The sequence below is a fragment of the Streptomyces xanthophaeus genome (genome assembly GCF_030440515.1).
In the GTDB taxonomy this organism is placed as follows: Bacteria; Actinomycetota; Actinomycetes; order Streptomycetales; family Streptomycetaceae; genus Streptomyces; species Streptomyces kutzneri.
The window spans coordinates 949,092-972,965 of the sequence record NZ_CP076543.1 but is presented as its reverse complement, the minus strand read 5'-3'; the positions used below and the strand labels follow the sequence as shown (position 1 = coordinate 972,965).

Here is a 23,874-nt window from a genome sequence, read left to right as displayed (position 1 = left end):
CGTACAAGACGTACTGGGACGCCGCACGCGCCGTTGACCACCTCTCCGGCCACGGGTTTCCCGTGGCCGGAGAGCCCCGGTGTCCTGCTCGGGTCGCTGTTCGGCCTGGTGAACCGGCTCGACCCCGTCGTCTCCGCCCTGCTCCTCGTCGGGGAGGTCTCCGACGAGGCCGCAGGGCTGATCGGCGGGATGCAGACCACTGGCAGAGGTCCCACCCGTACCCGAACGAACGTGATCCGGACAGTCGGCGCAGGCGCCGTACCGGGAGGAGTTCCTCATGGCCAAGGCAGTGGGCATCGACCTGGGCACCACCAACTCGGTGATCGCCGTGTGGGAGGGCGGAGAGCCATCCGTCGTGCCCAACAGCGAGGGCAACCGCACGACACCGTCCGTGGTGGGCTTCACCGACACCGGGGAACGTCTGGTGGGCCAGCTGGCCCGGCGCCAGGCGATCCTCAATCCCAAGGGCACCATCTACTCGGCCAAGCGGTTCATCGGCCGGCATTTCGACGAGATCTCCGACGAGGCCCGGGCGGTGGCGTACGACGTCGTCGAGGGCGACGGCGGGGCGGCCCGCTTCAAGGTGCGCGACAAGCTGTACGCGCCCGAGGAGATCAGCGCACAGGTGCTCCGCAAACTCGCGGACGACGCCTCCAAGCAGCTCGGGGAGCGGGTCACGGAGGCGGTCATCACGGTGCCCGCCTACTTCAACGACGCCCAGCGCACCGCCACCAAGGACGCAGGCCGGATCGCGGGACTGGAAGTGCTGCGGATCATCAACGAGCCGACGGCGGCCGCCCTCGCGTACGGCGTGGACAAGAAGGAGCACGAGACCGTCCTCGTCTTCGACCTGGGCGGCGGCACCTTCGACGTGAGCATCCTCGACGTCGGCGACGGCGTGGTGGAGGTGCGCTCCACCGCCGGCGACAGCCACCTGGGCGGCGACGACTTCGACCGGCGTCTGGTGGATCACCTCGCGGACGACTTCCAGAAGGAGAACGGCATCGACCTGCGCCAGGACGCGCAGGCGCTGCAACGATTGTTCGAGGCGGCGGAGAAGGCCAAGACCGAGCTGAGTTCGGTGACGCAGACGCAGGTCAGCCTGCCGTTCATCACCGCCGACGCCGCCGGGCCCAAGCACCTCACCGACTCGATCATGCGGTCCACGTTCGAGCAGATCACCGGCGACCTGGTGGAGCGCTGTCTGGGACCGGTCCAGCAGGCCATCGCCGACGCCAAGGTCGGCGAGAGCGACATCGACGAGGTCATCCTCGTCGGCGGATCCACCCGCATCCCCGCTGTCCAGACCCTGGTCCGCCGACTGACGGGCGGCAAGGAACCCAACATGAGCGTCAACCCCGATGAGGTCGTGGCCCTCGGTGCCGCGATCCAGGCAGGGGTGCTCAAGGGTGAGGTCAAGGACGTACTGCTGCTCGACGTGACCCCCTTGTCGCTGGGCGTGGAGACACGCGGCGGAGTGATGACGAAGATCATCGAGCGGAACACCACCATCCCGGTGCGCCGCAGCGAGACCTTCTCCACCGCCGAGGACAACCAGCCGGCCGTCGACGTGGTGGTCCTCCAGGGCGAGCGCGAGCTGGCCGCCGACAACCGGGTGCTGGGCCGGTTCCAGCTCACCGACATCCGGCCGGCGCCGCGGGGCGAAGCCCAGATCGAGGTCACCTTCGACATCGACGCCAACGGCATCCTCGAGGTCAAGGCCCGCGACCGGGACACCGGCAAGGAACAGGGCATCACCATCAGCGAGAGCTCCAACCTGGACCGCAGCGAGGTCGAACGCATGGTCCAGGAGGCCGAAAGCAACCAGGGCCAGGACAAGGCACTCCGCGAGGCCGTCGACGCCCGCAACGAACTCGACGCCGTCGCGTACCAGGTCGAGAAGCTTCTCGCCGAACTGGGCGACGCGGCGCCCGCGCACGAGAAGGCACGCGGCGAGATGCTCGTGTCGGACGCCCGCGCGGCGGTCAAGGAAGAGGCGGGCGTCGAGCGCGTGCGGCCCCTGACCTCCGAACTCCAGCAGGTGCTCGCCGGGCTGGCGGCCCATCAGGGCGCCGCCGCCACGGGCGGAGGTCCCGGTCAGGACGCCGCCACCGGCGGACCCACGAGTGGCGGTGGCGGTGACGATGATGTCATCGACGCCGAGTTCGACAAGGGCTGAGGCGCGCCATGCCCACCTACCCCCAGGAACCCGACCGGGCCGCGCCGGATCCGGTCGAACCGGTCCCGGAAGGCGCCGGACCCCCGCCTCGCGGGGATCTGCCCCAACCGGGCCCGCCCCGGCCCGAAGCGGCGAACGGCGAGCCGGGACCCGATGCCGCCGGCTCCGCGCCTGCCGAGGACGAGTACACGACCGCGATCCTGGAACTGGAGGACCGTTGGCGGCGCGCACTCGCCGACCTCGACAACCTTCGCAAGCGTCACGCCAGGGAACTTGAGCGCGAACGGGCGGTGGAGCGGGCCCGCACGGCGGCCGCCTTCCTGCCCGTCCTCGACAACCTCGAACTCGCCCTGACCCACGCGGGCGCCGATCCGGGCGCGATCGTGGAGGGCATCCGGGCCGTACGCGACCAAGCGGTGAACGTCCTCGAACTGCTCGGCTACCCGCGGCACGCGGAGACCGGCGTCGCCTTCGACCCGGCCCGGCACGAGGTGGTCGGCATCGTCCAGGACCCGGACGCCGCACCGGGCACGGTCGTCGAGGTACTGCGCCCCGGCTACGGGGACGGCGAGCGGCAGCTCAGGCCCGCCGCCGTGACCGTCGCGAAGCGGGAGTGACCGGTCATGGCGCGGGACTATTACGAGGTGCTCGGGGTGTCGCGGTCCGCGAGTCAGGACGAGATCCAGCAGGCATATCGCAAACTCGCCCGCAGGCACCACCCCGACGTGAACAAGGACCCTGGGGCGGAAGAGCGTTTCAAGGACCTCAACGAGGCATACAGCGTCCTGTCCGATCCCAAGACCCGGGCCCGCTACGACCGCTTCGGCGAGGACTTCCGCAAGATTCCGGAGGACTTCGACGAGCGGGTCGCGGCCGGAGCGGGCGGCGGCTTCCGCGGTCGGACGACCGCAGGCGGGGGCGGCCCTCGGGTCCGGTACGCCGGCTTCGGAGACGACTTCGGAGCGGAGGGCATCGACATCGAGGACCTGCTCGGCTCCATGTTCGGAGCCGGAGCCGCCCGAGGGAGCGTCCCCGGAGCGGACCAGGAGGCCGAACTGGCGCTCACCGTCGAGGAGGCGTACCGGGGTGGCCGTCGCACCGTCACGCTCGCCGGTCCCACCGGGCAGCCGCGGCGGTACGAGGTCGACGTGCCGCCGGGCGTCACCGACGGGCAGCGCATCCGGCTGGCGGGCGAGGGCGGCCGGGGCAGTGGTGACGCCGCCGCGGGCGACCTGTACCTGCGCGTGCGCATCCAGCCCCACCCCCGATTCCGGCTGGACGGCCGCGACGTGCACGTCCAGGTCCCGGTGACCCCCTGGGAGGCGGCCCTGGGCGCGACCGTGCCGGTGCCCACCCCCGGCGGCGGCACGGCCAAGGTCACGGTGCCCGCGGGCTCGTCCAGCGGCCGGCGGCTGCGGCTGCGCGGCGAGGGCATGCCGAACCCGCGCGGCGCGGACGGAGACCTGTACGCCGAACTCCGCATCGTGGTGCCACCCACTCTCGGCGACCGGGAGCGCGAACTGTTCGCGGAGCTCGCCGCCGCCTCCTCGTACGACCCCAGGAGGACGTGATGAACGAACCACCCGCGGGAGCGTCAGGCCCCGGCCGGGCCGGCGCGGGCAACCGTCCGGTACGAACGGGCGCCGACCTCACCGCCTCGACGGCCGTCCGGTACGCGCTCGTGCCCGCCCCCAGGCTCTCCCTCGACGCCGTGGCCCGTCGCTCGGGCCTCCACCCCGATCTGATCCGCCGGTTCGTCGCACTCGGCCTGATCGACGCCGAACGCGACGCCGCGGGACACCTGGTGTTCGACCCCACGGCCCCGGCGGTCCTCGCCCGCATCCAGCGGCTGCGCACCGGACTCTGCCTCAACTACGCATCCATCGGCCTGGTGCTCGACCTGCTCGACCGCATCAGCCTGCTCGAAGCCGCCCTGCGCGGCCGCGGCACGAGGAGTGAAACACCCCCATGGACATGAACCGTCTCACCCAGAAGTCCCAGGAAGCCCTCCAGGAGGCCCAGACCGCGGCCGGTCGCATGGGGCACACCGAGGTCGACGGGGAACACCTGCTGCTCGCACTCCTCGATCAGGAGGACGGCCTGATCCCGCGGTTGCTGGAGCAGGCCGGCAAGGAGCCGAAGGGACTGCGCGAGGCCGTGCGCGAGGAACTCTCCCGTCGCCCGAAGGTCACCGGCCCCGGCGCGGCGCCCGGCCAGGTCTTCGTCACCCAGCGCCTCGCCCACCTGTTCGACACCGCCGAACGGGAGGCCAAACGCCTCAAGGACGAGTACGTCTCCGTGGAGCACCTCCTGCTCGCCCTGGCCGAGGAGAGCTCGTCAACTGCCGCCGGGCGACTGCTCAAACAGGCCGGCATCACCAGGGACTCGTTCCTGAGCGCGCTCACCCAGGTCCGCGGCAACCAGCGCGTCACCTCCGCCAACCCCGAAGTGGCCTACGAGGCCCTGGAGAAGTACGGACGCGACCTCGTCCTCGAGGCCCGGTCCGGGCGGCTGGACCCGGTCATCGGCCGTGACGCGGAGATCCGCCGCGTCACCCAGATCCTCAGCCGCAAGACCAAGAACAACCCCGTACTCATCGGCGACCCCGGCGTCGGCAAGACCGCCATCGTCGAGGGCCTGGCCCAGCGCATCGTTCGCGGCGATGTCCCCGAGGGCCTGCGCGACAGGACGGTGTTCGCCCTGGACATGGGCTCCCTGGTCGCCGGCGCCAAGTACCGCGGCGAGTTCGAGGAACGCCTGAAGGCCGTACTGTCCGAGGTGAAGGCCGCCCAAGGGCGCATCCTGCTCTTCGTCGACGAACTCCACACCGTCGTCGGCGCAGGCGCCGCCGAAGGAGCCATGGACGCGGGCAACATGCTCAAGCCGATGCTGGCCCGCGGCGAACTCCACATGATCGGCGCCACCACCCTCGACGAGTACCGCAAGCACATCGAGAAGGACGCCGCCCTCGAACGTCGCTTCCAGCAGGTCCTGGTCGAGGAGCCCAGCGTGGAGGACACCATCTCCATCCTGCGCGGACTGCGCGAACGCCTCGAGGTCTTCCACGGCGTGAAGATCCAGGACACCGCGATGGTCTCCGCAGCCACCCTCAGCCACCGTTACATCACCGATCGGTTCCTGCCCGACAAGGCCATCGACCTCGTCGACGAGGCGTGCGCCAGACTGCGTACCGAGATCGACTCGATGCCCGCCGAACTCGACGAGATCACCCGCCGCGTCACGCGGCTGGAGATCGAGGATGCCGCCCTGTCCAAGGAGACCGACCCCGCCAGCAAGACACGCCTGGAGGAGCTGCGCAGGGAACTGGCCGACCTGCGCGGCGAGGCCGACGCCAAACGCGCCCAGTGGGAGGCCGAACGGCAGGCGATCCGCCGCGTGCAGGAACTGCGCCAGGAACTGGAACAGGTCCGCCACGATGCCGAGGAGGCCGAACGCGCCTACGACCTCAACCGCGCCGCCGAACTGCGCTACGGCCGCCTCCAGGACCTGGAGCGCCGACTCGCCGCGGAGGAGGAGCAACTCGCCTCCAAACAAGGTCAGAACCGGCTGCTGCGCGAGGTCGTCACCGAGGAGGAGATCGCCGAGATCGTTGCCGCCTGGACCGGCGTCCCCGTTGCCCGTCTCCAGGAGGGCGAACGCGAGAAGCTGCTGCGCCTCGACGAGATCCTGCGCGAGCGCGTCATCGGCCAGGACGAGGCGGTCAAGCTCGTCACCGACGCCATCATCCGTGCCCGCTCCGGCATCCGCGACCCTCGCCGTCCCATCGGCTCGTTCATCTTCCTCGGCCCCACCGGCGTCGGGAAGACCGAGCTGGCCAAGACCCTCGCCCGGACCCTGTTCGACTCCGAGGAGAACATGGTCCGCCTCGACATGAGCGAGTACCAGGAGCGGCACACCGTCAGCCGGCTCATGGGCGCACCGCCCGGATACGTCGGCTACGAAGAGGGCGGCCAGCTCACCGAGGCCGTGCGCCGCAAGCCGTACTCGGTCGTCCTGTTCGACGAGGTCGAGAAGGCGCACACCGATGTCTTCAACACGCTGTTGCAGATCCTCGATGACGGTCGCATCACCGACGCCCAGGGCCGCACCGTCGACTTCCGCAACACCGTGATCATCATGACGTCGAACATCGGCTCCGAGCACCTCCTCGACGGCGCCACCGCCGAGGGTGAGATCAAGCCCGACGCCCGCGCCCTGGTGATGGGCGAGCTGCGCGGGCACTTCCGCCCGGAGTTCCTCAACCGCGTCGACGACATCGTGCTGTTCAAGCCGCTCGGTGAGCGACAGATCGAGCGGATCGTGGAGCTGCAGTTCGACGAGCTGCGACGGCGCCTCGCCGAGCGCCGTATCACGGTCGAACTCACCGACACTGCAAGGGAGTTGATTGCCCACCAGGGCTACGACCCGGTGTACGGGGCCCGGCCGCTGCGGCGTTACATCTCCCACGAGGTCGAGACGCTGGTCGGGCGCGCCCTGCTGCGCGGCGACGTCCAGGACGGCGCTACGGTGCGCGTCGACGCCGAGCACGCGGAGCTGGTGGTCACCTACGACCAGCAGGAGGGCGACAGGGAAGCGAGGGCAGCGTGAACGCCACCCGGACGACGACGGTGACCTGCCCGAACTGCGGGCGCGGCAACCGGATTCCCGTGGCTGCCGAGGGACGGCCCAGATGCGGCCACTGCAAGCACCCCCTGCCCTGGGTCGTCGACGCGGGCGACGGCGACTTCGCCGAGGTCGCCGACAACGCCACGGTGCCCGTCGTCGTCGACCTCTGGGCCACCTGGTGCGGCCCCTGCCGCATGGTCAGCCCAGCCCTCGAACAGGTCGCCCGGGACCTCGCCGGACAGATCAAGCTCGTCAAGGTCGACATCGACCAGAACCCACGGCTCAGTCGGCGGTTCGAGGTGCAGGCGGTGCCGACCCTGCTCGTCCTGGACCGGGGCGAGACGGTCGCCCGGCAGGCCGGCGCGGCACCCGCTCACGTCCTGCGCTCGTGGGTCGAGCAGGCGATGGCGGGCAGGCAGACCACTGCGGGAGGGTGAGGACGACGGCGCTGAGGAAGATCGTCGCCCGCGGCCGATCAGGCCCGTTTACGGAAGGAAAACTCTCATGGCCACGATTGTCGACCCGCACCTGGCGATGGTGCGCCCAGTGACGCCGCGTACCCCGGAGGGCTGCGAGGAGTGCCTCAGGGAGCATTCGCCGTGGCTGCACCTGCGCCTCTGCCTCACCTGTGGGCACGTCGGCTGCTGCGACTCCTCCCCCCTCAAGCACGCCAGACGGCATGCGGGGAGCGTCGGTCACCCCGTCGTGCAGTCCTTCGAGCCGGGAGAGGACTGGCGCTGGTGCTACGTTCACGAGGCCCTGGTCTGATGAGCACGGCCGAGCACGAGAACGGTGCGGTCCGCGAGACACCTGATCGGTACGGGGCGTTCCCCCGCCTCACGCCGGAGCAGCTCGAGGACCTGACCGCGCACGGTGAGCGCCGCAGGACCGCCGAGGGCGAGGTGCTGTACCGCGAGGGCGAGCCGTTCCGGGAGTTTCTCGCGATCCTCAGCGGGACCGTCGAAATCCTCCACGACCAGGGCGGCCCCGACGAGCGGACGGTGGCGGTCCACGGACCCGGCAGGTTCCTGGGCGAACTCGGACTGCTGGAAGGCCAGGCGGCGTTCAACACCGCCGTGGTGCGCGAGGCCGGCGAGATCCTGGCCGTACCGGTGGAACGGCAGCGCGCCCTGGTCGGCAGCGACCCCGTCCTCGGCGATCTGATCCTCCGCGCCTACCTGGGCCGCAGGTTCCTGCTCATCGGCCTCGGTGCAGGCTTCCGGATCCTGGGGTCGTGCTACTCACGGGACACCCTGCGGCTGCGCGAGTTCGCTGCCCGCAACCGGCTGCCCCACCGCTGGGTGGATCTGGAGAGGGACAAGGAGGCCGAGGCGCTGCTGCGCCGGTTCTCCATCCGTCCCGAGGAGACACCGGTGGTCCTCTGGCAGGGGGAGCGGCTCCTGCGCAATCCGAGCAACGCCGAACTCGCCCGGCTCATCGGACTGCCCGCCCCCTCGCCCGAGAACGAACGCTGCGACGTCATGGTGGTCGGTGCGGGCCCCGCAGGACTCGCCGCCGCCGTGTACGGTGCCTCCGACGGTCTCACCACGGTCACCGTCGACGCCGTGGCCACCGGAGGCCAGGCCGCGACCTCGTCCCGCATCGAGAACTACCTCGGCTTCCCGTCCGGCATCTCCGGGGGCGAACTCATCGAACGTGCGGTGCTCCAGGCCCACAAGTTCGGCGCCCGCCTCATGGTGCCGGCGGAGGTCAGCACGCTCACCCCGCAGGACGATGAGTACGTCGTCACCTTCGCAGACGGGTCCCGGGTTCAGGCCGGCGCCGTGGTGCTCGCCTCGGGCGTGCGGTACCGCAGGCTCGAAGTGCCCGGCATCGACCGCCTGGAAGGCATCAGCGTCTACTACGCGGCGACGGTCCACGAGGCCAGCCTCTGCCGGGCGGACCCGGTCGCCGTGGTCGGCGGCGGGAACTCCGCCGGGCAAGCGGCGCTGTTCCTCGCCCACCACGCGTCCGGGGTCCACCTCCTCGTCCGGGGCAGCGACCTCAACGCGGACATGTCGCGCTACCTGGTGGACCAGGTGGAGCAGCACCCCAAGATCGAGGTGCTGCTCCACACCGAAGTACGGGGCGTCGCAGGGGAGGAGCAGCTGGAGTCGCTGACGGTGGAGGACAACGCAAGCAATGAGCGCCGTGAGCTACGGGCCGCGGCGCTGTTCGTGTTCATCGGGGCCCGGCCGCGCACGGAATGGCTCAAGGGCGTGCTGGCCCTGGACGAGAAGGGCTTCGTCCTCACCGGCGCCGACGCCCGGGCGGTGGCCGACGCGAACCGGTGGGCCTCGCTGGGCCGCGATCCGATGCTGCTGGAGACCAGCCTGCCCGGGGTCTTCGCCGCCGGGGACGTCAGGAGCGGCTCGGTGAAACGGGTGGCCTCGGCGACCGGTGAAGGCGCCATGGCGATCCGCCTCGTGCACGAGCACCGGGAAAGGAGGGGAAACCTGGTCACCGCCGACTCCGAAGGACGTCGGCCGGTAGCGGGCAGGTCCGTGCCCTCGCGCTGACCTTGTCCCTGTCGGACCCCACAGGTGGCCCAACCCGTAAGAACAGCGTGTCACCACGGCTTCGCCTTCACCCCGGGGCATCCTGTGAACCCCTGCAATCGCGGAGGGCAGCCGAGGAGGATGGTCCGGTCGTGCGGGTGTCGTCGCAGGGCGTTACGGTCGTAGCTCTCCTGGCGGATCCGGACGCGCCCACGGACATCGCTCAGCGCATCGCCCGGATACTTCCTGATCGGCTCGCCGAAAAGGCGGGCCAGGGGCGTCGGTTCGACGTCAAGGTGGTCAGTGAGCCATTCACCTCAGGGTCCGAGGACCCGCCTACTTTGATGCGCCGGATCATGGACCGCGGAAGTGCGGAGAACTGGGACATCGTGGTGGCCCTCACCGACCTTCCGCTGCACTCACACGGGCGCAAGATCGTTGTCGATCTGAGCCACGAACACGGTTTGGCGCTGCTGTCCCTTCCTTCCCTGGGGGGCTTGCGGCTGCAGACGAGGGCTCGGCGGGCGGTGGAAGAAGCCGTGCTCGGCTTGGTGGGTCCGCAGGCCACCGGGGCTGAGGGGCTTCCGCCGAGTCAGCCGCTTCTGGGTCCTTTTGCCGGTCGGCTCGCGCCTATCCATCGGGGCCAGGTCGGTGACGAGGAGACTGCCGATCTTCGATACGTCGTCAGCGGGCCGCGCGGCTACCTGCGGGTGCTCGTCGGTATGGTCCGCGCCAACCGGCCCTGGCGGTTGGTATCGGGCTTGTCGAAAGCCCTGGCGGCCGCACTCGCCACGGGGGCCATCGGCACCCTGGACTCCACCACCTGGAGCCTCTCCGGGGCCCTGAGCGCGCCACGCCTCGTGATCGCCATGGTCGGGTCCGTCGGGCTCATGATCGGCTGGCTGATCGTGGACGGGGAGCTGTGGCATCGACCGACAGAGGGCTCGCCGGAGGCGAGGCAGAGGGCGCGGCTCTACAACACCTCAACGGTTCTCACCGTCGGTATCGGGGCGCTCGTCTGCTACGCGGGATTGATGGTCATCAACTTGGTGTGGGCGCTGTTCATCCTCAACGACCGAGTGTTCGCTTCCATGACAGGAACCCCGCTGCACGCCACGGAGTACTTGACGTTGTCCTGGTTCGTCGCTTCGGTCGCCACGGTGGCCGGCGCGCTGGGATCAGGTTTGGAGAGCGACGAGGCGATCCGCGCAGCCGCCTACTCCACGCGCGAAAAGGAACGTCGCCAGATGCTCCAAGGCGACCACGGTGACCAGCTGGTGACCTGAGTCGGAGATGCGTCGGTGATCGTTCGGTTCCGAAGACGTCGCCGGTCGATCGCCGCCCCCGAGGGCCACGAGGACTCCAGCCTCATGCTCAACGGACTCGTCGGCGTGCCCGCACGAGCCGGCACGAGGGTCGGGCTAGGCTCCTGCTCGTGACCTGGCTGCGGGCCCTACGGGAAGTCGTGCGATCCGGGCTCACGATCGAGGAGGCGCGACTGGAGCCCCTGCTCGCGCTGCGCACGGCTGTCGGGGTGGCGATCGTCATCGGGCCGACGCTGTGGCTGGCCTCCCCGGCATACGCCGCGTCCGCCGCCCTCGGTGCCTACTCCGCGGGCGCAGCTACTTTCCAGCGCACCTGGCGTCCCCGCAAAGTGATCGCGCTCGGCGCGGGCGCCGGTCTGGCGCTCAGCACCTTCGTAGGCTATCTGGCGGCGGGCCGACTCGCGATGTTCCTCCCACTGCTGGCCGTATGGGCCTTTGCCGCAGGGATGGCGTGGGCCGTCGGATCGACCGCCGGGATCGTCGCAGCGACGACGGTCGGCAGCATGCTGGTGACCGTCACCCTGCCCACGAGCGTCGGGCGGGCTCTGGAGCACGCCGGGATCATCGCGCTCGGGGGCGTGGCGCAGGCCCTGCTGATCCTGCTGTTCCCGATCCGCCGTTGGGGGGCGCATCGTGACGCGCTCGCCGACGCCCTGGCCGCCGTGGCGGACTACGCCCGCCGGCTGCGGCACGACCCGACCGCCCCGTTCGACCCGGAACCGTTGATGACGGCGCGGGACGCGGCCGCCGTGACGCCGTCGCAGGCCCGCACCCGTCCCTCCGTACTGCACGGTCCCCGGGGGCTCGCCGAGCGCATTCGGCCCGTCGTCGCCGCACTCGCCGATCCGGACGTCGGCGCCCCGGCGGAGGGGCCCGGGCGTGACCGAGCAAGGGAGTTGCTCGACGCGGCCGCCGAGGTCCTGGATGCGGCCGCCCGTTCGATCCGCCGCGGCACTCCCGCCGAGGTCTCGCCCGGAAGCACGGACGCCCTGTGCGTCGACGAGGAGCACGAGGTGCTCGAGGGCCCCGCGCGGCAGGCCGCCGAGCGGCTCGTGGAACTGCTCGGCGAGGCCTTGGAGATCGCCCGGTGCGGCACGCGCGGGAGGACACCCACGCCGCTCAACCCCGCGGACGCCCAGTTGCTGGTGCGTCCGACGATGTTCCGGCTGGTCCCGGTCGTGGCCCGGGCGGTCCGACGTGAGCTCCGCCGGGACTCACCCGTGTTCCGGCACGCCGTCCGCCTGGCGGCGGTGGCCACGCTCGGCTACCTGATCGCCGCCCGGCTACCAGTGGGCCACGGCTACTGGGCGCCCATCACCTCGGTGATGGTGATGCGGCCGGACTTCCACCAGACGTACGCGCGGGCGGTGGCCCGTTTCGCCGGGACCCTGGCGGGGGTCGCGCTCGCCACCGGGATGGTGCGGGCCCTGGGCCCGGACGCCCATGTGTTCGGCCTGCTGGCGGTGGTCTCGGCGGGCCTGTCGTACACGCTGAACCGTACCGGCTACGCATACTCCCAGTGCTTCACTGCCGCATACGTCGTCTTCCTGCTCGGCATGGGCGGCCAGGCATGGGAGCAGACGGTCCCGGAGAGGGTGGTGCTCACCCTGCTCGGCGGGGCCCTGGCCATGCTGGCGTACGTGGTGTTCCCCGCATGGGAGACGCCCCGGCTGCCGGACCGGCTTGCGGACTGGCTCGCCGCGGACGGCCGTTACGCGGCCGCGGTGCTCCGCAGCTACGCCGAACCGACCCGGGAACATCACGCCGACCTGCGCAAGGCACTCCTGGCGAGCAGGGAGGCACGTGCCGCCTGGCAGGAGACATACGACCGGGCGAGGCAGGAACCGGTCCGCCCCAGGGGCCTGACGTCGCGCGAGGCGGAGGAGGCGCAGGAGGCGCTCAAGGGGTTCGACCGGGCGGCGATGCTCATGGAGAGCCACGTCCCGCGGGCCGACAGCCGTCCCGTCCCCGAGGCGGAGCGGTTTGCCGAGGCCCTGGAGGCGGACACCGCGCAGGCGGCGGTCGACGTGCTTGAGCACAGGAATATGGACTGGGGGCGCGTGGAGGAGGCGCTCCACGCGTGGCAGGACGCCCCTGTGGACCGGAGCCCCGTGGTGCGGCGCGGGGCGGAACTGCAGAAGCGAGCCTTGGAGGACCTTGCGACGGCCGTCAGCCGTACAGCCTTGGAACGCGACATGGGCTCTGCTCGCGAGCAGCAGCGGACGCGAACGGCCTTGGCTGCGGAAGATGACGAATCAGCACAACCGCACCGGGGTGGGTGACAGCTTCCGCGACGGTCAGTGTCGCGCCTCCGGGGGTGTGAAGTAGTCTCCCGGCCGTGTCGAGCGCCGCCACACGTACACTGCTGTCGCCATGACGAGGATCAGCCCGGCCAGGATGAGCAGTTCGATCCCTTCGACTTGCCACCGGAAGGACTTCTCCGCCTCGGCCGTCACGATGAGCACCTTGCGGACGCCGGCGATCAGGCCGACGACGAGGAACGGCTCCGCGTCGAGGGTCTGGTTCCTGATGGTGAGGCGGACGGTGTGGAGCAGCTCGGCCACGATGAAGAGCACCAGGCTGCTGTCCAATGCGGAGAGAACGATCGTCTCCTCACGGTACGGCCCCTGGATCGACTTGATGACGTCCTGGACGACCCCGACGGTCAGGAGCCCCGCGAGCAGTACGAGGAGCGCCGCAACGACGAGGTGAATGCCGTCCTCGACGAGCTGTAGGAGGCTCTGTATGCGGCCGCCCTCGTTCTTCGGGAGAATGGATCGCACAGTTCCCATGCTAGGGGCGCGGCGGTCCGCAGGCGCGGCGTGCTGCCGAACGCGCGGACGAGTGGATCCCGCACTGTTGGGGGCGTGCTGGCCGCGCCCCGGCTTCGCCAGGTCCGGATGCAATGACTGGCGTAATCGCGGAGACCATCGCCGGGCGATTCTTGGCGGAAGCGGACGTCCTGAGCGGCCAGTCACCCCCCGACCGGCGGGCGCCGCCGGGTCACAGGGCGCCGTGCCGGGAAGCGTAGGCCACCGCCTGGGTGCGGTTGCGCAGGCCCAGCCGACCCGTCACCCCGCTGATCATCTGCTTGATCGTACGCTCGGAGTAGTTCAGCCGGCGCCCGATGTCCGCGGTGTCCAGGCCCTCCGCGAGCAGCCGCAGCACCTCCACCTCCCTGATCCCCAGCCCCGAGAACGTAAGCCCGGCGGGTTCCAGCACGCTGCTACGCAGACCGAGCATCTGGTCGATGAGTGCTCCTTGGAGCCCAGACGGCAGCACGGCGTTGCCCCGGGCCGTCTCCCGGACGGCCTCGGCCACCGCATCGAATCCCGCTGCGGTGCGTGCCACCACGCTGCGCAGACCGTATTGCACGGCGGGCAGGACATACCGGTCGGGGACCTCGCCCGTCACCAGCACTGCCCCGGCTCCCGGATCGTGCGCGTCGGCGGCCAGCGAACGCAGGAGATCCAAGGTGGCGCCGGTGAACCGGTCAGCGAAGACGAGGTGCACATCGGCCCGGTGCCGCTCTGCAGCGGGCAGGGGCCGCAGCCCGGCGTAGTCGCGCAGCCGCGCCCGCGCACCCTCTGCCGTCAAGGCGTCCTCGGCGGTCACCAACACGCCCACCGGCCCGCACCGGGGGCTGCTGTGCCGGGAACCGCCGGGTGCGGACCTGCGGCTGCGCGGAGGTGCTACCGCTCCTACCCTGTCGGCGGGAACGGATGAGGTGGCCGGAGCCGGGACGGGGAGGGTGAGGAGCACGGGGGTGCACCGCCGATCTGGTGTTCGGGCCGACGGCCGGAACCGGGGCCCGCGGGAGGGGTTGTTGCGGCCGCGGCCGGTCTGCGCGGCGAACCACCACAGCCGCCGCCGCGGTCTCTCCCACCCTGCCCTGGAACGCCTGGCATCGGCTTGGCATCCGCTTGGCGTCGGCCTGTCGCGACGGGAACTGCCCCGTCCGAACATGTGGTTCCCGTCTGCGCCCGACTCTGCCCGAACGGACGCGGGAAGGCGTTCGATCAGGCCGCCGCATGCTGCACCGGGCCGGAATCGAGTATTCCGTCGGATGGAATGGGACGACCGGTGGCCGACCCTGCGGCAACCCGCCCGGAACACCACTTCGAGGAGACACCACCATGGCACTCGCCTGCGGCCACGACGCCCCCGCCTACGGCCTCCCGGTCTGCGAGCACATCCGGACCGCGACCGACGAGGTCGACTTCTCCATCCACTACACCGGGCACGGCCTCGAGCATCAGCGGATATGCGCCCTGTGCCGCGAAGAAGCCCAACACGGCCGGCCGGTCACCACCGGCCGCATCTGTGAGGACTGTTCGGACACCTCGTACGGGAGCGTGGTCGACTCCGTCGGGCGCCCTGAGACCATCGATGCCTCCCGCCCCGTCCCGGGCGCCGGACCCCTGGTCCCGTTCCCCGCGGACACGGGTACGGTCCTGGACCTCGCTCCAACCGAGCGGGGACTGCTGCTGCTCGCGGCCGACGGGCGGATCCTGCTGTGGGACGCCGAGGCGGGCTCCTGCACGCACCTGGCCACCACCGGCGTCAGCGTGCCGGCCGATGCGGAGCCGTGGAACGGGCACGACAAGGCCCTGCGGCTGCACGCCTCCCGCAACGGCCGGTTCGCCGCCGTCGCCGTCGACTTCGGCCGCACCGGCGAGGTGATCGACCTGACCACCGGAGCGGTCACCGCGGTCCTGGAGAACGACGGGTACCACAGCGAGACCGTCCCCTACTCCCTCCTGTTCACCGAGCACGCCGGCCGCGACGTCGTCCTGCACCGCACCCGGTGGAACCGGATCGCGGGCACGGACCCGGCGACCGGCGAGCCGGTCCTCCTGATGCCGGAGTCCGAGAAGGAGGCCGCCTGGGCGCACAGCTTCCACGGCGCGCTCCACCTCAGCCCGGGCGGCACCCGCCTGGCTTCGGACACCTGGCTGTGGCACCCGCTGGGCCAGCCCGTCACCTGGGACCTCGCCCGGTGGTTCGCCGACGGGGAGTCCGCCTGGCACGGCGAGCAGCCCGCCGTCGAATTCCGGCGGCTGCCTCCTTGCGAGTACCACTGGAACCGGCCCATGGTCTGGCTGGACGAGGCGCGGATCGTCCTCGGCGGGCTCGGAGACGACGACGAGGCAGTGGTCCCCGGCGCCCGCGTCTTCGACGTCACCCGCATGGTCGACCTCGGCGTCCACGGCTCGGGGCCCGACGAGACGGCGACGTTCGGAGGCCCGGAAGGCCGGTTCTTCGCCGCCGACGGCCTGCTGTACTCGGCAGGCGGACCCGGCCTGGAGATCTGGGACCCCACCTCCGGCGCCCGCATCGGTTCCGTCCCCGGCTTCCACCCCACCCACCACGACACCGTCCGCCGCGAACTCGTACAGCTCACCGCGGACGGCGTCCGCCGCCGCCCGACGACCGAAAGCCTGCCCACCGGCTGAAGGACGGAGGCCTGTGTGCTGCGCGGACAGCCACCACTCCTGTCAGAGGGTTGCAGTCTGCCGCTGTTCAGGCGGGAGCTTGATCCGTGACTGGTCCGGAGACGGAGGCTGAGAGGCCGAATCGACTACCTCGGGTAATTGTGGGGAGTCGTAACCACGTCGGGCGAGATGCCGAGCAACTCCTGGTCAGGCCCGCGGCCGTGGTGCCCTGATGCTGACTTTTGCTGACTTTGAGGGACGCGTAACGCTCTGACCTGCGGAAACGTGGAGCGATCCAATGGTTCTGGAACTGGATTGGCCGGTCCCATGAGGATATCGCACAGGCCCGCGAGGACTGGATGAATGGGACGAGATTCGGCGAGGTGAAGGGATATGACGGCCCTCCACTTCCGGCTCCTGACCTGCCCCCGGCCCACCTCAAACCACGCGGCCGAGTGCGCTGACCTGCGATAACTAGAGAGATGCGGTCCCGCAGGGCGCGGGTCGCGCACCTTCCGGTTGCCGAAGCCTCGACGCTTCCGATCGCGCCCCGCGCTTGCCCTTCGATGGTGCGGGGCCTTCCCCTTCTGTGGGCGTCCGTGGGTGGGCGTGTGTCTACGAATGCTGACCCAATGCCGACTTTCCTGACGGTGTGTCAGATGAAGCTTCGGGCAGGTGCAGACGTCGAATCGACTTCGTCGGCGATCGGCGCTTGCCTGGAAGTTGTTCCCGGCTACGTGCCGGTCGGGTTGCCCACTGCGCTTCGCAAGGGCCGGACCGAGAGCCTGATCGCCTGGGTGTCACCGCTTGTAGGAAGCCGACAACCCCTGCAGCCGTCGTCGCAGCGGCGTCCTGCAGTCTCGGCGAAGTGGGCTTCCGGGAGGCGGGGCGATGAAGGTCGCTGCCGTAAGGGTGTCCGCGGCTCTGTGGCGTGCCTTCCCTTGCCCCTCGTCATTTGATCCGCGTGACCTAGCCTTCGCCAGCGCCTGAGTTCCAGTGCAGGGTGCGGCCGTTGACGGCGGCGTCCCAGTCGTTCTGGAGGAACGCGGCGAACCCCTGGACGGGTGGCGGCCTCTCGTCGAGAGCCCGTGCGCCATCCACTGGGTGAGGTCGTGGCCTCGGCGTTCGCGGGCGATGGCGCTGAAATCGTGGGCGAGGTCGCGGGTGGTGGCCAGGTCGAGGCAGGCGCGAGGATGCGGTCGAGTTGCTCACGCTGGCTGTCGGTGAAGGTGTCGGGGTGGCGCATGATCCAGGTCGTGATGCGGAGGGGGCTGGGAACTGGCTGGGGCGGCACGGGGGCGGCGGTGCCGGCTCAGAGGGTCGCGATGTACTTGGTGACGACGACGCGGCTGCCGCGGTAGCCGCGTTCGCGGATCTCGCGGAAAGGGCCGCGGCGTTGGTCGCGCCGCCGCGGAAGCGGTGTTGCAGGTAGGGCCTGAACCGGTTGATGTGGCCGTTGGGGCGGCGTTCGTTGGGCGGAGGCGAGGATCTGGTCGAGGTCGGTGGTCAGGTAGTGGCGGACGGTCTTGTGGTCCCGTCCCAGGCGGGCAGCAATGGAGCTGATGGTCCAGCCGCGGACTCGCAGCTGGCGGATCTCGGCGTGCCACTGGCGGACTCTGGCACGAGCTAAGCGGGTTGTTTAGAACTGGCCGTCACGAAATATCCGCCACAGCCAACCTGGTTCGGACCGCGTTTCCGTTAAGCCTCCGTCAAACTGGGAGGGTCCGGGTACACCTGTCGCCGCACTCATCATGCAACCGCGGCGCTTGTCACACCCTGAGCGCGCCAGTCGGCAGCTGGGCGTGTCGGCTAGCACTGTGAGTACTTGGCCTGGCCGCGGGGGATGTTCCTGCACGCCGCTGATCTGGTGTTTGCGTCCCGTCGAGCGGAGGAGTGCGCGGAGGACAACAGCGGGACTTCTCCCGGTTGCCCCTGCGTCGGGCTGCTGCAAGCGCCTCCATCGTCTCGCCAAAGGCCTTTATTTGCGCGATGCTCAACGCGCTGTTTCGCGGGCGTCGCCGTCGACGAGCCTGTGGCTACCCGGGCATGTAGTTGCCTAGGCAAATGGATCCCGGAAGTCAGGATCTTCCCCGGATGCAGCCATTGCTGCTGCGGTAACACGAGGAAGGAGCTCTCTGTCACTCCCACCCTGCTCTCTCCAGTCACGAATCACCCGCTCCACTTCCGGGTAACGGTGCCGGAGTACCTCTACGCAGTCTCTCAGAGTTGGCACGTCGGCAGGGTTCTCGGCCTGAACGATCATCGCGACCGTGGTAACCAATGTCATTGTTGACATTCCTTCCAAGTCCTCTCGTGTGGTCATGACTAACTCCTTTGCTTCGCGACGACAAATTTGAGCCAGAAATAACGCAAACAAACGGGTTAACCGTCGATGGGCAGTTCGTTGCCTCATGGCAAGCCCTTGTCGGCCTCCGCGTAGCCAAATCTCTGGGCATGTGTGCGAGCGCACTGCGCTCTACCCGGATGACGCTACGCACAAAGTCATGCGCCGGCGTGTACGTAAGCCGCCCATAGCGAGGGAACCTGAGTCAAATCGTTCGGACCAGTTAGGTAGGCGCCGTCGCGCACCCGCCTTACAGCGTGATGCAGCGCCTGTGCTGCGTTGTTGGCGCTGAGCCCGGATGCAGTTTGCAGGGCTGAATAGAAGGCTTCCGCGATGCGGGCGGCGATTGCGTCGTCAACCTCCCAAAGGGTGCCAACCACGTGACGGAAGCCTGCAACCTGGAATGCCGACGCTAGGTGGATGGACTCGTCTATCAGGTCGGTCGCACCGGTGAACGCTGTCCTGCAGGCCGACAAGTAGGCCAGGCCAGCCTGGTCGAGCTTAATCGAGGCAAGGCTCGCGACTGTCAGCGGGTCGCTCTCGTGGTCGTGCAGTAGCAGTCGGCTCTGCGATGGGTCTTTCGGGTCACTGGCGCCGTGGCAGGCAAAGTGGACGATCGAAAACTCTGGCAGGCTTGTGAGTACCCGGGTTTTGGTGGGCGTGTACGGAGTAATGATGCCTGGCTCCCCTTCCGCATCGCTCTCCTCGATGAGAAGTTTGGAGCTGGGCAGTCGGTGCCGGAGCATCTCGGCTTCTGTGGCGACGTGATGCAGCGGGTTTTCGCCGGGCGTAGTGGGCATAGCAACAATCAGGGCCGAGCCAGGCTTGGACGTCGTGGCGGTGGGTTGTCGAGCATGACGAAGGGCACGCACAGTAGGCGTATAAGAGGAAATAACCCGATCCATTACCGTTCGGCGGCCGTGACTGTCAGCTCGCTGCCGGTGGTAGCCAGCGGCGTGCAGCGGCAATTGGCCGAGCAGACCGCCAGGCGCCCACCACAGCCTGGGCCATGCCGTCTCCGGTGGAGGTTCCAACGTGAAACCGAGCTCCTCGAGGACGGGTTCCGCTGCGGCGTCCCATAGCCACTCCAAAATCTCGCTCAACATGTCCTGGGCAGCCGCCCGCTGCTCCCAACTCAAGGTCGCTTCCCCTGTGGAGCGCAGCGCCTTGTGGAACAGGTCGATCTTCTCGACGAGGGTGTCGTGAGCGAGTTCAGGCAGAGAGAGGCGACCGACTCCATCGGAGGTAAGAAGAAGTGCATCGCTGCTGTAACCGCTGACGTTGAACACCGCAACTGGGCCCTGACGGGCTTCAGCGACAAGATCCTCCAGTTTCGGGGGGAGCATGAACGATCTGAAGCCCTCGAGTTCGCGAATCTCTGCGACTGTCCTGTCAAACTGCGTGGCCAACCTGTGCCGGTCCTGAATTTCACGATCCCACTGAGCGTTGTCGGCCTTCCCGTCTATGTCCGTGCGTTCCACGGCCAGTGATGACCTGTCGAGTTGGTCTCGCAGTCGAGTGAAACGGTCAGCGAGGTCAGGGGACTGCCGCCGCAGGTCGGTTAGGTCATTGCGCGTGTCCAGCGCCTGGCTGATCAGGACAGCTCGTCCCGACTCCAGGATCTGCAGTGCTTGGGTCGCATACCGTTCGCGGTCTGGCCCCGTGGCCCGGTCGGTGCTGAGCAACAGGGCAGCAGCATCGCTGGCCAAACCTGCGCATCCCCCAAGTGCATACTGCTGGTCACTGCGATGGAGTTGGCGAGGAGCCACCCTGGGGAGGAGACGTATCCCGGTTTCCAAGAGATCCACGGCAAGATCGATCCGCGAGCCGGCAGCCAACTCCGCGGCCGCCCGCGCTGCCTGAATCCGGATGGAAGGCGCAGCAGTGACCACGTTGACTGCGTTTGAAAAAGCGCACAGTGCTTCATCAGCGTCAGGTGCATCCATCGTCTGCTGGAAACGAGTCCGCATGGTTCCGCCGAGGTTGGACAGCATGGCTGCGCGGTCAGGGTGGTCGTCGGGAATGCTAGATACCGCTTGTCGGCCGCTCTCGACGGCCTCGTCCAGATCGACTGGTACCCCAGTTCGCTCGAACCTGCTGCGTAGGGTGAGCGAAAGATTGGACAGCCGACCCGCTCGATCAGGGTGGCCTGTGGGGGTGGCGCGCATTGCCCGTCGACCTGCCTCGACAGCCTCGTCTAGATCAGCCAACTCTTCAGTTTGCCTGAACCGGGTCTGCAAGGAGCCAACTAGGTTGGACAGTGCGCTTCCAAGCTGCGGGTGACCTGTGGGAGTGGCGTGCACCGCTTGGCGGCCCACCTGCACGGCCTCGTTCAGATCAGCCAACACTCCAGTCCGCTCGAACCGAGCCCGCAGCATCCCTCCGAGGTTGGACAGTCGTCCCATCCGCGCGGGTTGATCTTCAGAGCTAGCCCCTACCGCCTGACGGCCGATATCGATGGCCTCATCCAGATCCACCAGGGCCCCGGTCCATTGGAACCGGGTCATCAAGGTAAGGGCGAGGTTGGACAGGGCGGCTGGCCGCTCGCGGTGGTCTACGGGGAATGTGTGTACCGCTTGGCGCCCCATCGCTACGGCCTCGTCCAGATCAGCCGACACTCCAGTCCGCTCGAACCGCGTGCGCAGATGGGTACCCAGATTGGAGAGCATGCCAGGTCGACTGGAGTCACCCACAGGGGTCATGCCCACCGCTTGGCGGCCCATTTGGACGGCCTCGTCCAGATCAGTCAACCTGCCAGTCCGCTCGAACCGGATCCGCAGATGCGTAGCCAGATTGGATAGCGTGCCAGCCAGCTCCGATGGGCCTGCAGGCGTGGCGTGTACCTGACGGCCGATCGTAATGGCCTCGTCCAAATCAGCCGAAGTTCCGGTCCGCTCAAACAAGGTTGCCAGCACGAGCGCCAGGTTGGACAACATGCCCGGCCGTCTGGGTTCGTTCATAGGGATCATACTTACCGCTTGGCGACTGGCTGCAAGAGCCTCCTCCAGGTCGGTCAGCGCGCCAGTCCGATCGAATCGGGCACGCAGAGTATTGCCGAGAGTGGACAGATTTGCTGCTTGGTCGGGGTGGTGTGCAGGGGCGGCTTGCACTGCCTGACGGCCGATATCAATGGCCTCATCCAGGTCCGCCAAAACCCCTGTTCGCGTGAACTTCGCATACAGAGTTTTGGCCAAGTCAGACAAGATTTCGGCCCGCTCGGGGAGTCCGGCTGAGGCGGCACGTACCGCCTGTCGGCTCACCGCGAGAGCCTCGTCCAGGTCAGCCAACACCCCGGTCTGCTCGAAGCGGGCTCGCAGCGCGGTCCCCAGGTTGGTAAGCATGGCTGCTCTGTCAGGGTGCTGGGCTGGTACCGCTGCAACGATGCGCTGCCACAGTTGTACAGCTGCGGAGGTCAAGGACACGTCATGCCCGCCAAGCGCCTGATCAAGCAGGGCAACGGCAGTATCTGCCGAAAACTCGGCGAGTGCCGGCAGCAGCAGGTCAGGGAGTGGCCCAGCACCGACGAGAAAGCAGGGAACGAATGCATGGGCGGCCGCGGCAAGGTCTTCGCGATCTTGCCCTTCGGGCAGCGCCAGGTAGCGATACCAGTGCAGCCAGCCCAGCGCGAACCTGGCTTCGACATCCCCATCGTCGTCCCGCAAGACCTCAGACAACTGCCGAGCGTCGGCCAGAACTCCCGGTTTCAACGAAAGGGATGGGTCCCCAGCCTCAGCGATCTGATCCAGTCGCCTACTCACTGCCGCAAGCCGCTCGTCACGCATGGCGCCCCCAATTGGCCCTGGTGCATTCCATGCCATTTTATGGCATATTGGTGATCATTTCTGGGGAAGGTGTCTGTGCAGCTCCCGCACTTGCCGAAGGCAGGGGAGGCTCTGGCATCCGGTGATCAGAAACAGCCCATGTGAGGGATCAAGTGACCAGCCACTCGCTCGACAAGGTTGCGGACGGCATCGCCTATGTGTGTGAACATCTAGTTGAAATTCGTTCCCGCCTGACGCGTGTCGGAGGCGAGTCGATCCTCGAACGCTTTCTGGAAGAGCTGCGCGCGGGCAACGATGTATCGGCCCTACTCGACGAGGTTCACTTTGCGCTACAGGCAGGGAGGGATCAACTCGGAGTGTACGGCCACACCATCAGCAGCGGTCCACGAAGAAGCGCGAGCGGATCTCGGTCACAAGGGTTCGGGCCGCCCGTCCCCGCCGAGCCTGTCTACCTATGTCCTGGTGGGCGCTGCAATCGCTGGTGGCTCCCCGACGAACGCGCCACCCCTCCAGAATGTGAGGTCTACGGCCAGCAGCTACGCAAAGACAGGCTCTAAAAGTGGGCGTCTTCCTAACAGAGCTGGGAAAGCAGCTTGCCGAACGCTGGTTCACGCTCCTCGTTTTGCCCGGTGCGCTCTTCTTGTCCGCCCTCGCCACGGCACAGCATCTGGGCCACACCCACGCCTTTGCCATTGCCCGGCTGGCAGATCAGGTGAACCAGTGGGCCAGGGCGTACGGGGTGAACACGCCCGCCCGCCTGGTGGTCATCCTCATCGCAGTACTCCTCATCTCGGCTGCCGCTGGACTCGTCGCCCAGGCCGGCGGAACCCTCACCGAGCGTCTATGGCTTGCCGCAGATTGGGCTGCCTGGCCGCCTCCGCTCCGTCAGCTCGCAGGCAAGCGTGTCAGCGCACGACAGGATCGATGGGACCAAGCATCCGACGAATACAAGCGGCAGCGCGAACAGCTGGCCCGCGACCGCGCTCATGGTCGTCGTCGGGACAGGGGCGCCCTCGCCGCCGCATATCGCGACAGGGTTCGTATTAGCCAGGAAAAGCCCGAACGCCCCACGTGGATGGGAGACCGACTCAACGTCGTCGCTGTCCGCTTCGACCGTGAGTACCAGCTGGACATCCCTACAGTTTGGCCCGCCCTTTGGCTCACGCTCCCCGACACCGACCGCAGCGAAATCAGAACGGCCCGCGAGGCCCTCGCCCGCGCTACCACGCTCACCAGTTGGGGGCTGCTCTACCTCGTGGTCGGCGCGCTGTGGTGGCCTGGACTCCTCCTCGCAGCGGCCACGTGCCTAACAGGTTGGCGACGCGCGCGTACCGCTACCGACACCTACGCACAGCTCGTCGAGGCGGCTGTTCGACTTTACGTGGCTAACCTCGCCCGCCAACTCGGCTTCGAACAGGCGGGCCCCATCACCCCCCAGGTCGGTGCCAATCTCACGTACCTTCTTCAAGGGAATGGCCATCTCATCCCAACCATCACCGCGGAAACGTCTACTCCCATTTCAACCCATACGCTGCGACCTGAATCAAGCTCGGTTGCCCAGGTAATGCACCGCAAGATGGCGGGGATCCGACGGCTGCTTGGCGAACATCATAATGATCAGCTGTGACTGTCGCATAATTCATGGCTGTGCGGCGCGCTCGCCCCCTCGCTATCGTCAACTGGCC

The 23,874-nt window shown here is 68.5% G+C and carries 16 protein-coding genes and 1 pseudogene; 13 read left to right on the top strand and 4 right to left on the bottom strand.

Annotated features, from left to right (window positions below):
* The first annotated feature begins 277 nt into the window (after positions 1–277).
* The 10 genes from dnaK to KO717_RS04205 all read left to right on the top strand — a co-directional run bounded on the left by dnaK (position 278) and on the right by KO717_RS04205 (position 12,910).
* On the top strand, positions 278–2,179 hold the full coding sequence (gene dnaK / locus KO717_RS04250) for a molecular chaperone DnaK (protein WP_301364516.1): 1,902 nt from the start codon (positions 278–280) through the stop codon (positions 2,177–2,179).
* Positions 2,180–2,187: 8 nt separating this feature from the next.
* Positions 2,188–2,796 (top strand): nucleotide exchange factor GrpE, encoded by a 609-nt coding sequence (grpE, locus tag KO717_RS04245; protein ID WP_202198230.1) that lies wholly within the window; start codon positions 2,188–2,190, stop codon positions 2,794–2,796.
* 6 nt (positions 2,797–2,802) lie between these two features.
* A complete protein-coding gene (locus KO717_RS04240; protein WP_301364515.1) occupies positions 2,803–3,750 on the top strand; it encodes a J domain-containing protein in 948 nt (315 codons plus the stop codon).
* Complete coding sequence (locus KO717_RS04235) at positions 3,750–4,157, top strand: chaperone modulator CbpM (RefSeq protein ID WP_189733885.1); 408 nt, start codon at positions 3,750–3,752, stop codon at positions 4,155–4,157. The genes KO717_RS04240 and KO717_RS04235 overlap by 1 nt, the downstream gene beginning before the upstream one ends.
* Positions 4,148–6,787, top strand: coding sequence for an ATP-dependent chaperone ClpB (gene clpB, locus KO717_RS04230; RefSeq protein ID WP_301364514.1), 2,640 nt, complete (start codon positions 4,148–4,150; stop codon positions 6,785–6,787). Before KO717_RS04235 ends, clpB begins: the two co-directional genes overlap by 10 nt.
* On the top strand, positions 6,784–7,242 hold the full coding sequence (gene trxA / locus KO717_RS04225; protein WP_301364513.1) for a thioredoxin: 459 nt from the start codon (positions 6,784–6,786) through the stop codon (positions 7,240–7,242). The genes clpB and trxA overlap by 4 nt, the downstream gene beginning before the upstream one ends.
* Before the next feature lie 67 nt (positions 7,243–7,309).
* Positions 7,310–7,573: a UBP-type zinc finger domain-containing protein gene (locus KO717_RS04220; RefSeq protein WP_189733877.1), complete on the top strand. Its 264-nt coding sequence runs from the start codon at positions 7,310–7,312 to the stop codon at positions 7,571–7,573.
* Positions 7,573–9,324, top strand: coding sequence for an FAD-dependent oxidoreductase (locus tag KO717_RS04215; protein ID WP_189733875.1), 1,752 nt, complete (start codon positions 7,573–7,575; stop codon positions 9,322–9,324). The genes KO717_RS04220 and KO717_RS04215 overlap by 1 nt, the downstream gene beginning before the upstream one ends.
* Before the next feature lie 131 nt (positions 9,325–9,455).
* The gene (locus tag KO717_RS04210) at positions 9,456–10,589 is read left to right on the top strand and encodes a hypothetical protein (protein ID WP_189733873.1); all 1,134 of its coding nucleotides are present in this window, start codon (positions 9,456–9,458) and stop codon (positions 10,587–10,589) included.
* 149 nt (positions 10,590–10,738) lie between these two features.
* On the top strand, positions 10,739–12,910 hold the full coding sequence (locus KO717_RS04205; protein WP_301364512.1) for an FUSC family protein: 2,172 nt from the start codon (positions 10,739–10,741) through the stop codon (positions 12,908–12,910).
* Between the two features lie 15 nt (positions 12,911–12,925).
* Here the strand turns inward: KO717_RS04205 and KO717_RS04200 are convergent, their stop codons facing one another.
* The gene (locus KO717_RS04200) at positions 12,926–13,420 is read right to left on the bottom strand and encodes a phosphate-starvation-inducible PsiE family protein (RefSeq protein WP_301364511.1); all 495 of its coding nucleotides are present in this window, start codon (positions 13,418–13,420) and stop codon (positions 12,926–12,928) included.
* Positions 13,421–13,631: 211 nt separating this feature from the next.
* Positions 13,632–14,255 (bottom strand): helix-turn-helix transcriptional regulator, encoded by a 624-nt coding sequence (locus KO717_RS04195; protein ID WP_301364510.1) that lies wholly within the window; start codon positions 14,253–14,255, stop codon positions 13,632–13,634.
* Between the two features lie 509 nt (positions 14,256–14,764).
* On the opposite strand from KO717_RS04195, the gene KO717_RS04190 reads away from it, so the two are divergent.
* Together KO717_RS04190 and KO717_RS04185 are read left to right on the top strand one after the other, a co-directional pair.
* Positions 14,765–16,084 (top strand): hypothetical protein, encoded by a 1,320-nt coding sequence (locus KO717_RS04190; protein ID WP_301364509.1) that lies wholly within the window; start codon positions 14,765–14,767, stop codon positions 16,082–16,084.
* A gap of 281 nt (positions 16,085–16,365) precedes the next feature.
* Positions 16,366–16,527, top strand: a pseudogene (locus KO717_RS04185) (pirin family protein); the annotation flags it as partial.
* A 1,592-nt stretch (positions 16,528–18,119) separates the two neighbouring features.
* Here KO717_RS04185 and KO717_RS04180 read toward each other — a convergent pair.
* Positions 18,120–18,386, bottom strand: a complete 267-nt coding sequence (locus KO717_RS04180; protein ID WP_301364508.1) for a hypothetical protein — start codon at positions 18,384–18,386, stop codon at positions 18,120–18,122.
* A gap of 179 nt (positions 18,387–18,565) precedes the next feature.
* Positions 18,566–22,081, bottom strand: coding sequence for a CHAT domain-containing protein (locus KO717_RS04175; RefSeq protein WP_301364507.1), 3,516 nt, complete (start codon positions 22,079–22,081; stop codon positions 18,566–18,568).
* Between the two features lie 667 nt (positions 22,082–22,748).
* Here KO717_RS04175 and KO717_RS04170 point away from each other — a divergent pair.
* Positions 22,749–23,816, top strand: a complete 1,068-nt coding sequence (locus tag KO717_RS04170) for a hypothetical protein (RefSeq protein WP_301364506.1) — start codon at positions 22,749–22,751, stop codon at positions 23,814–23,816.
* Positions 23,817–23,874 lie beyond the last annotated feature (58 nt).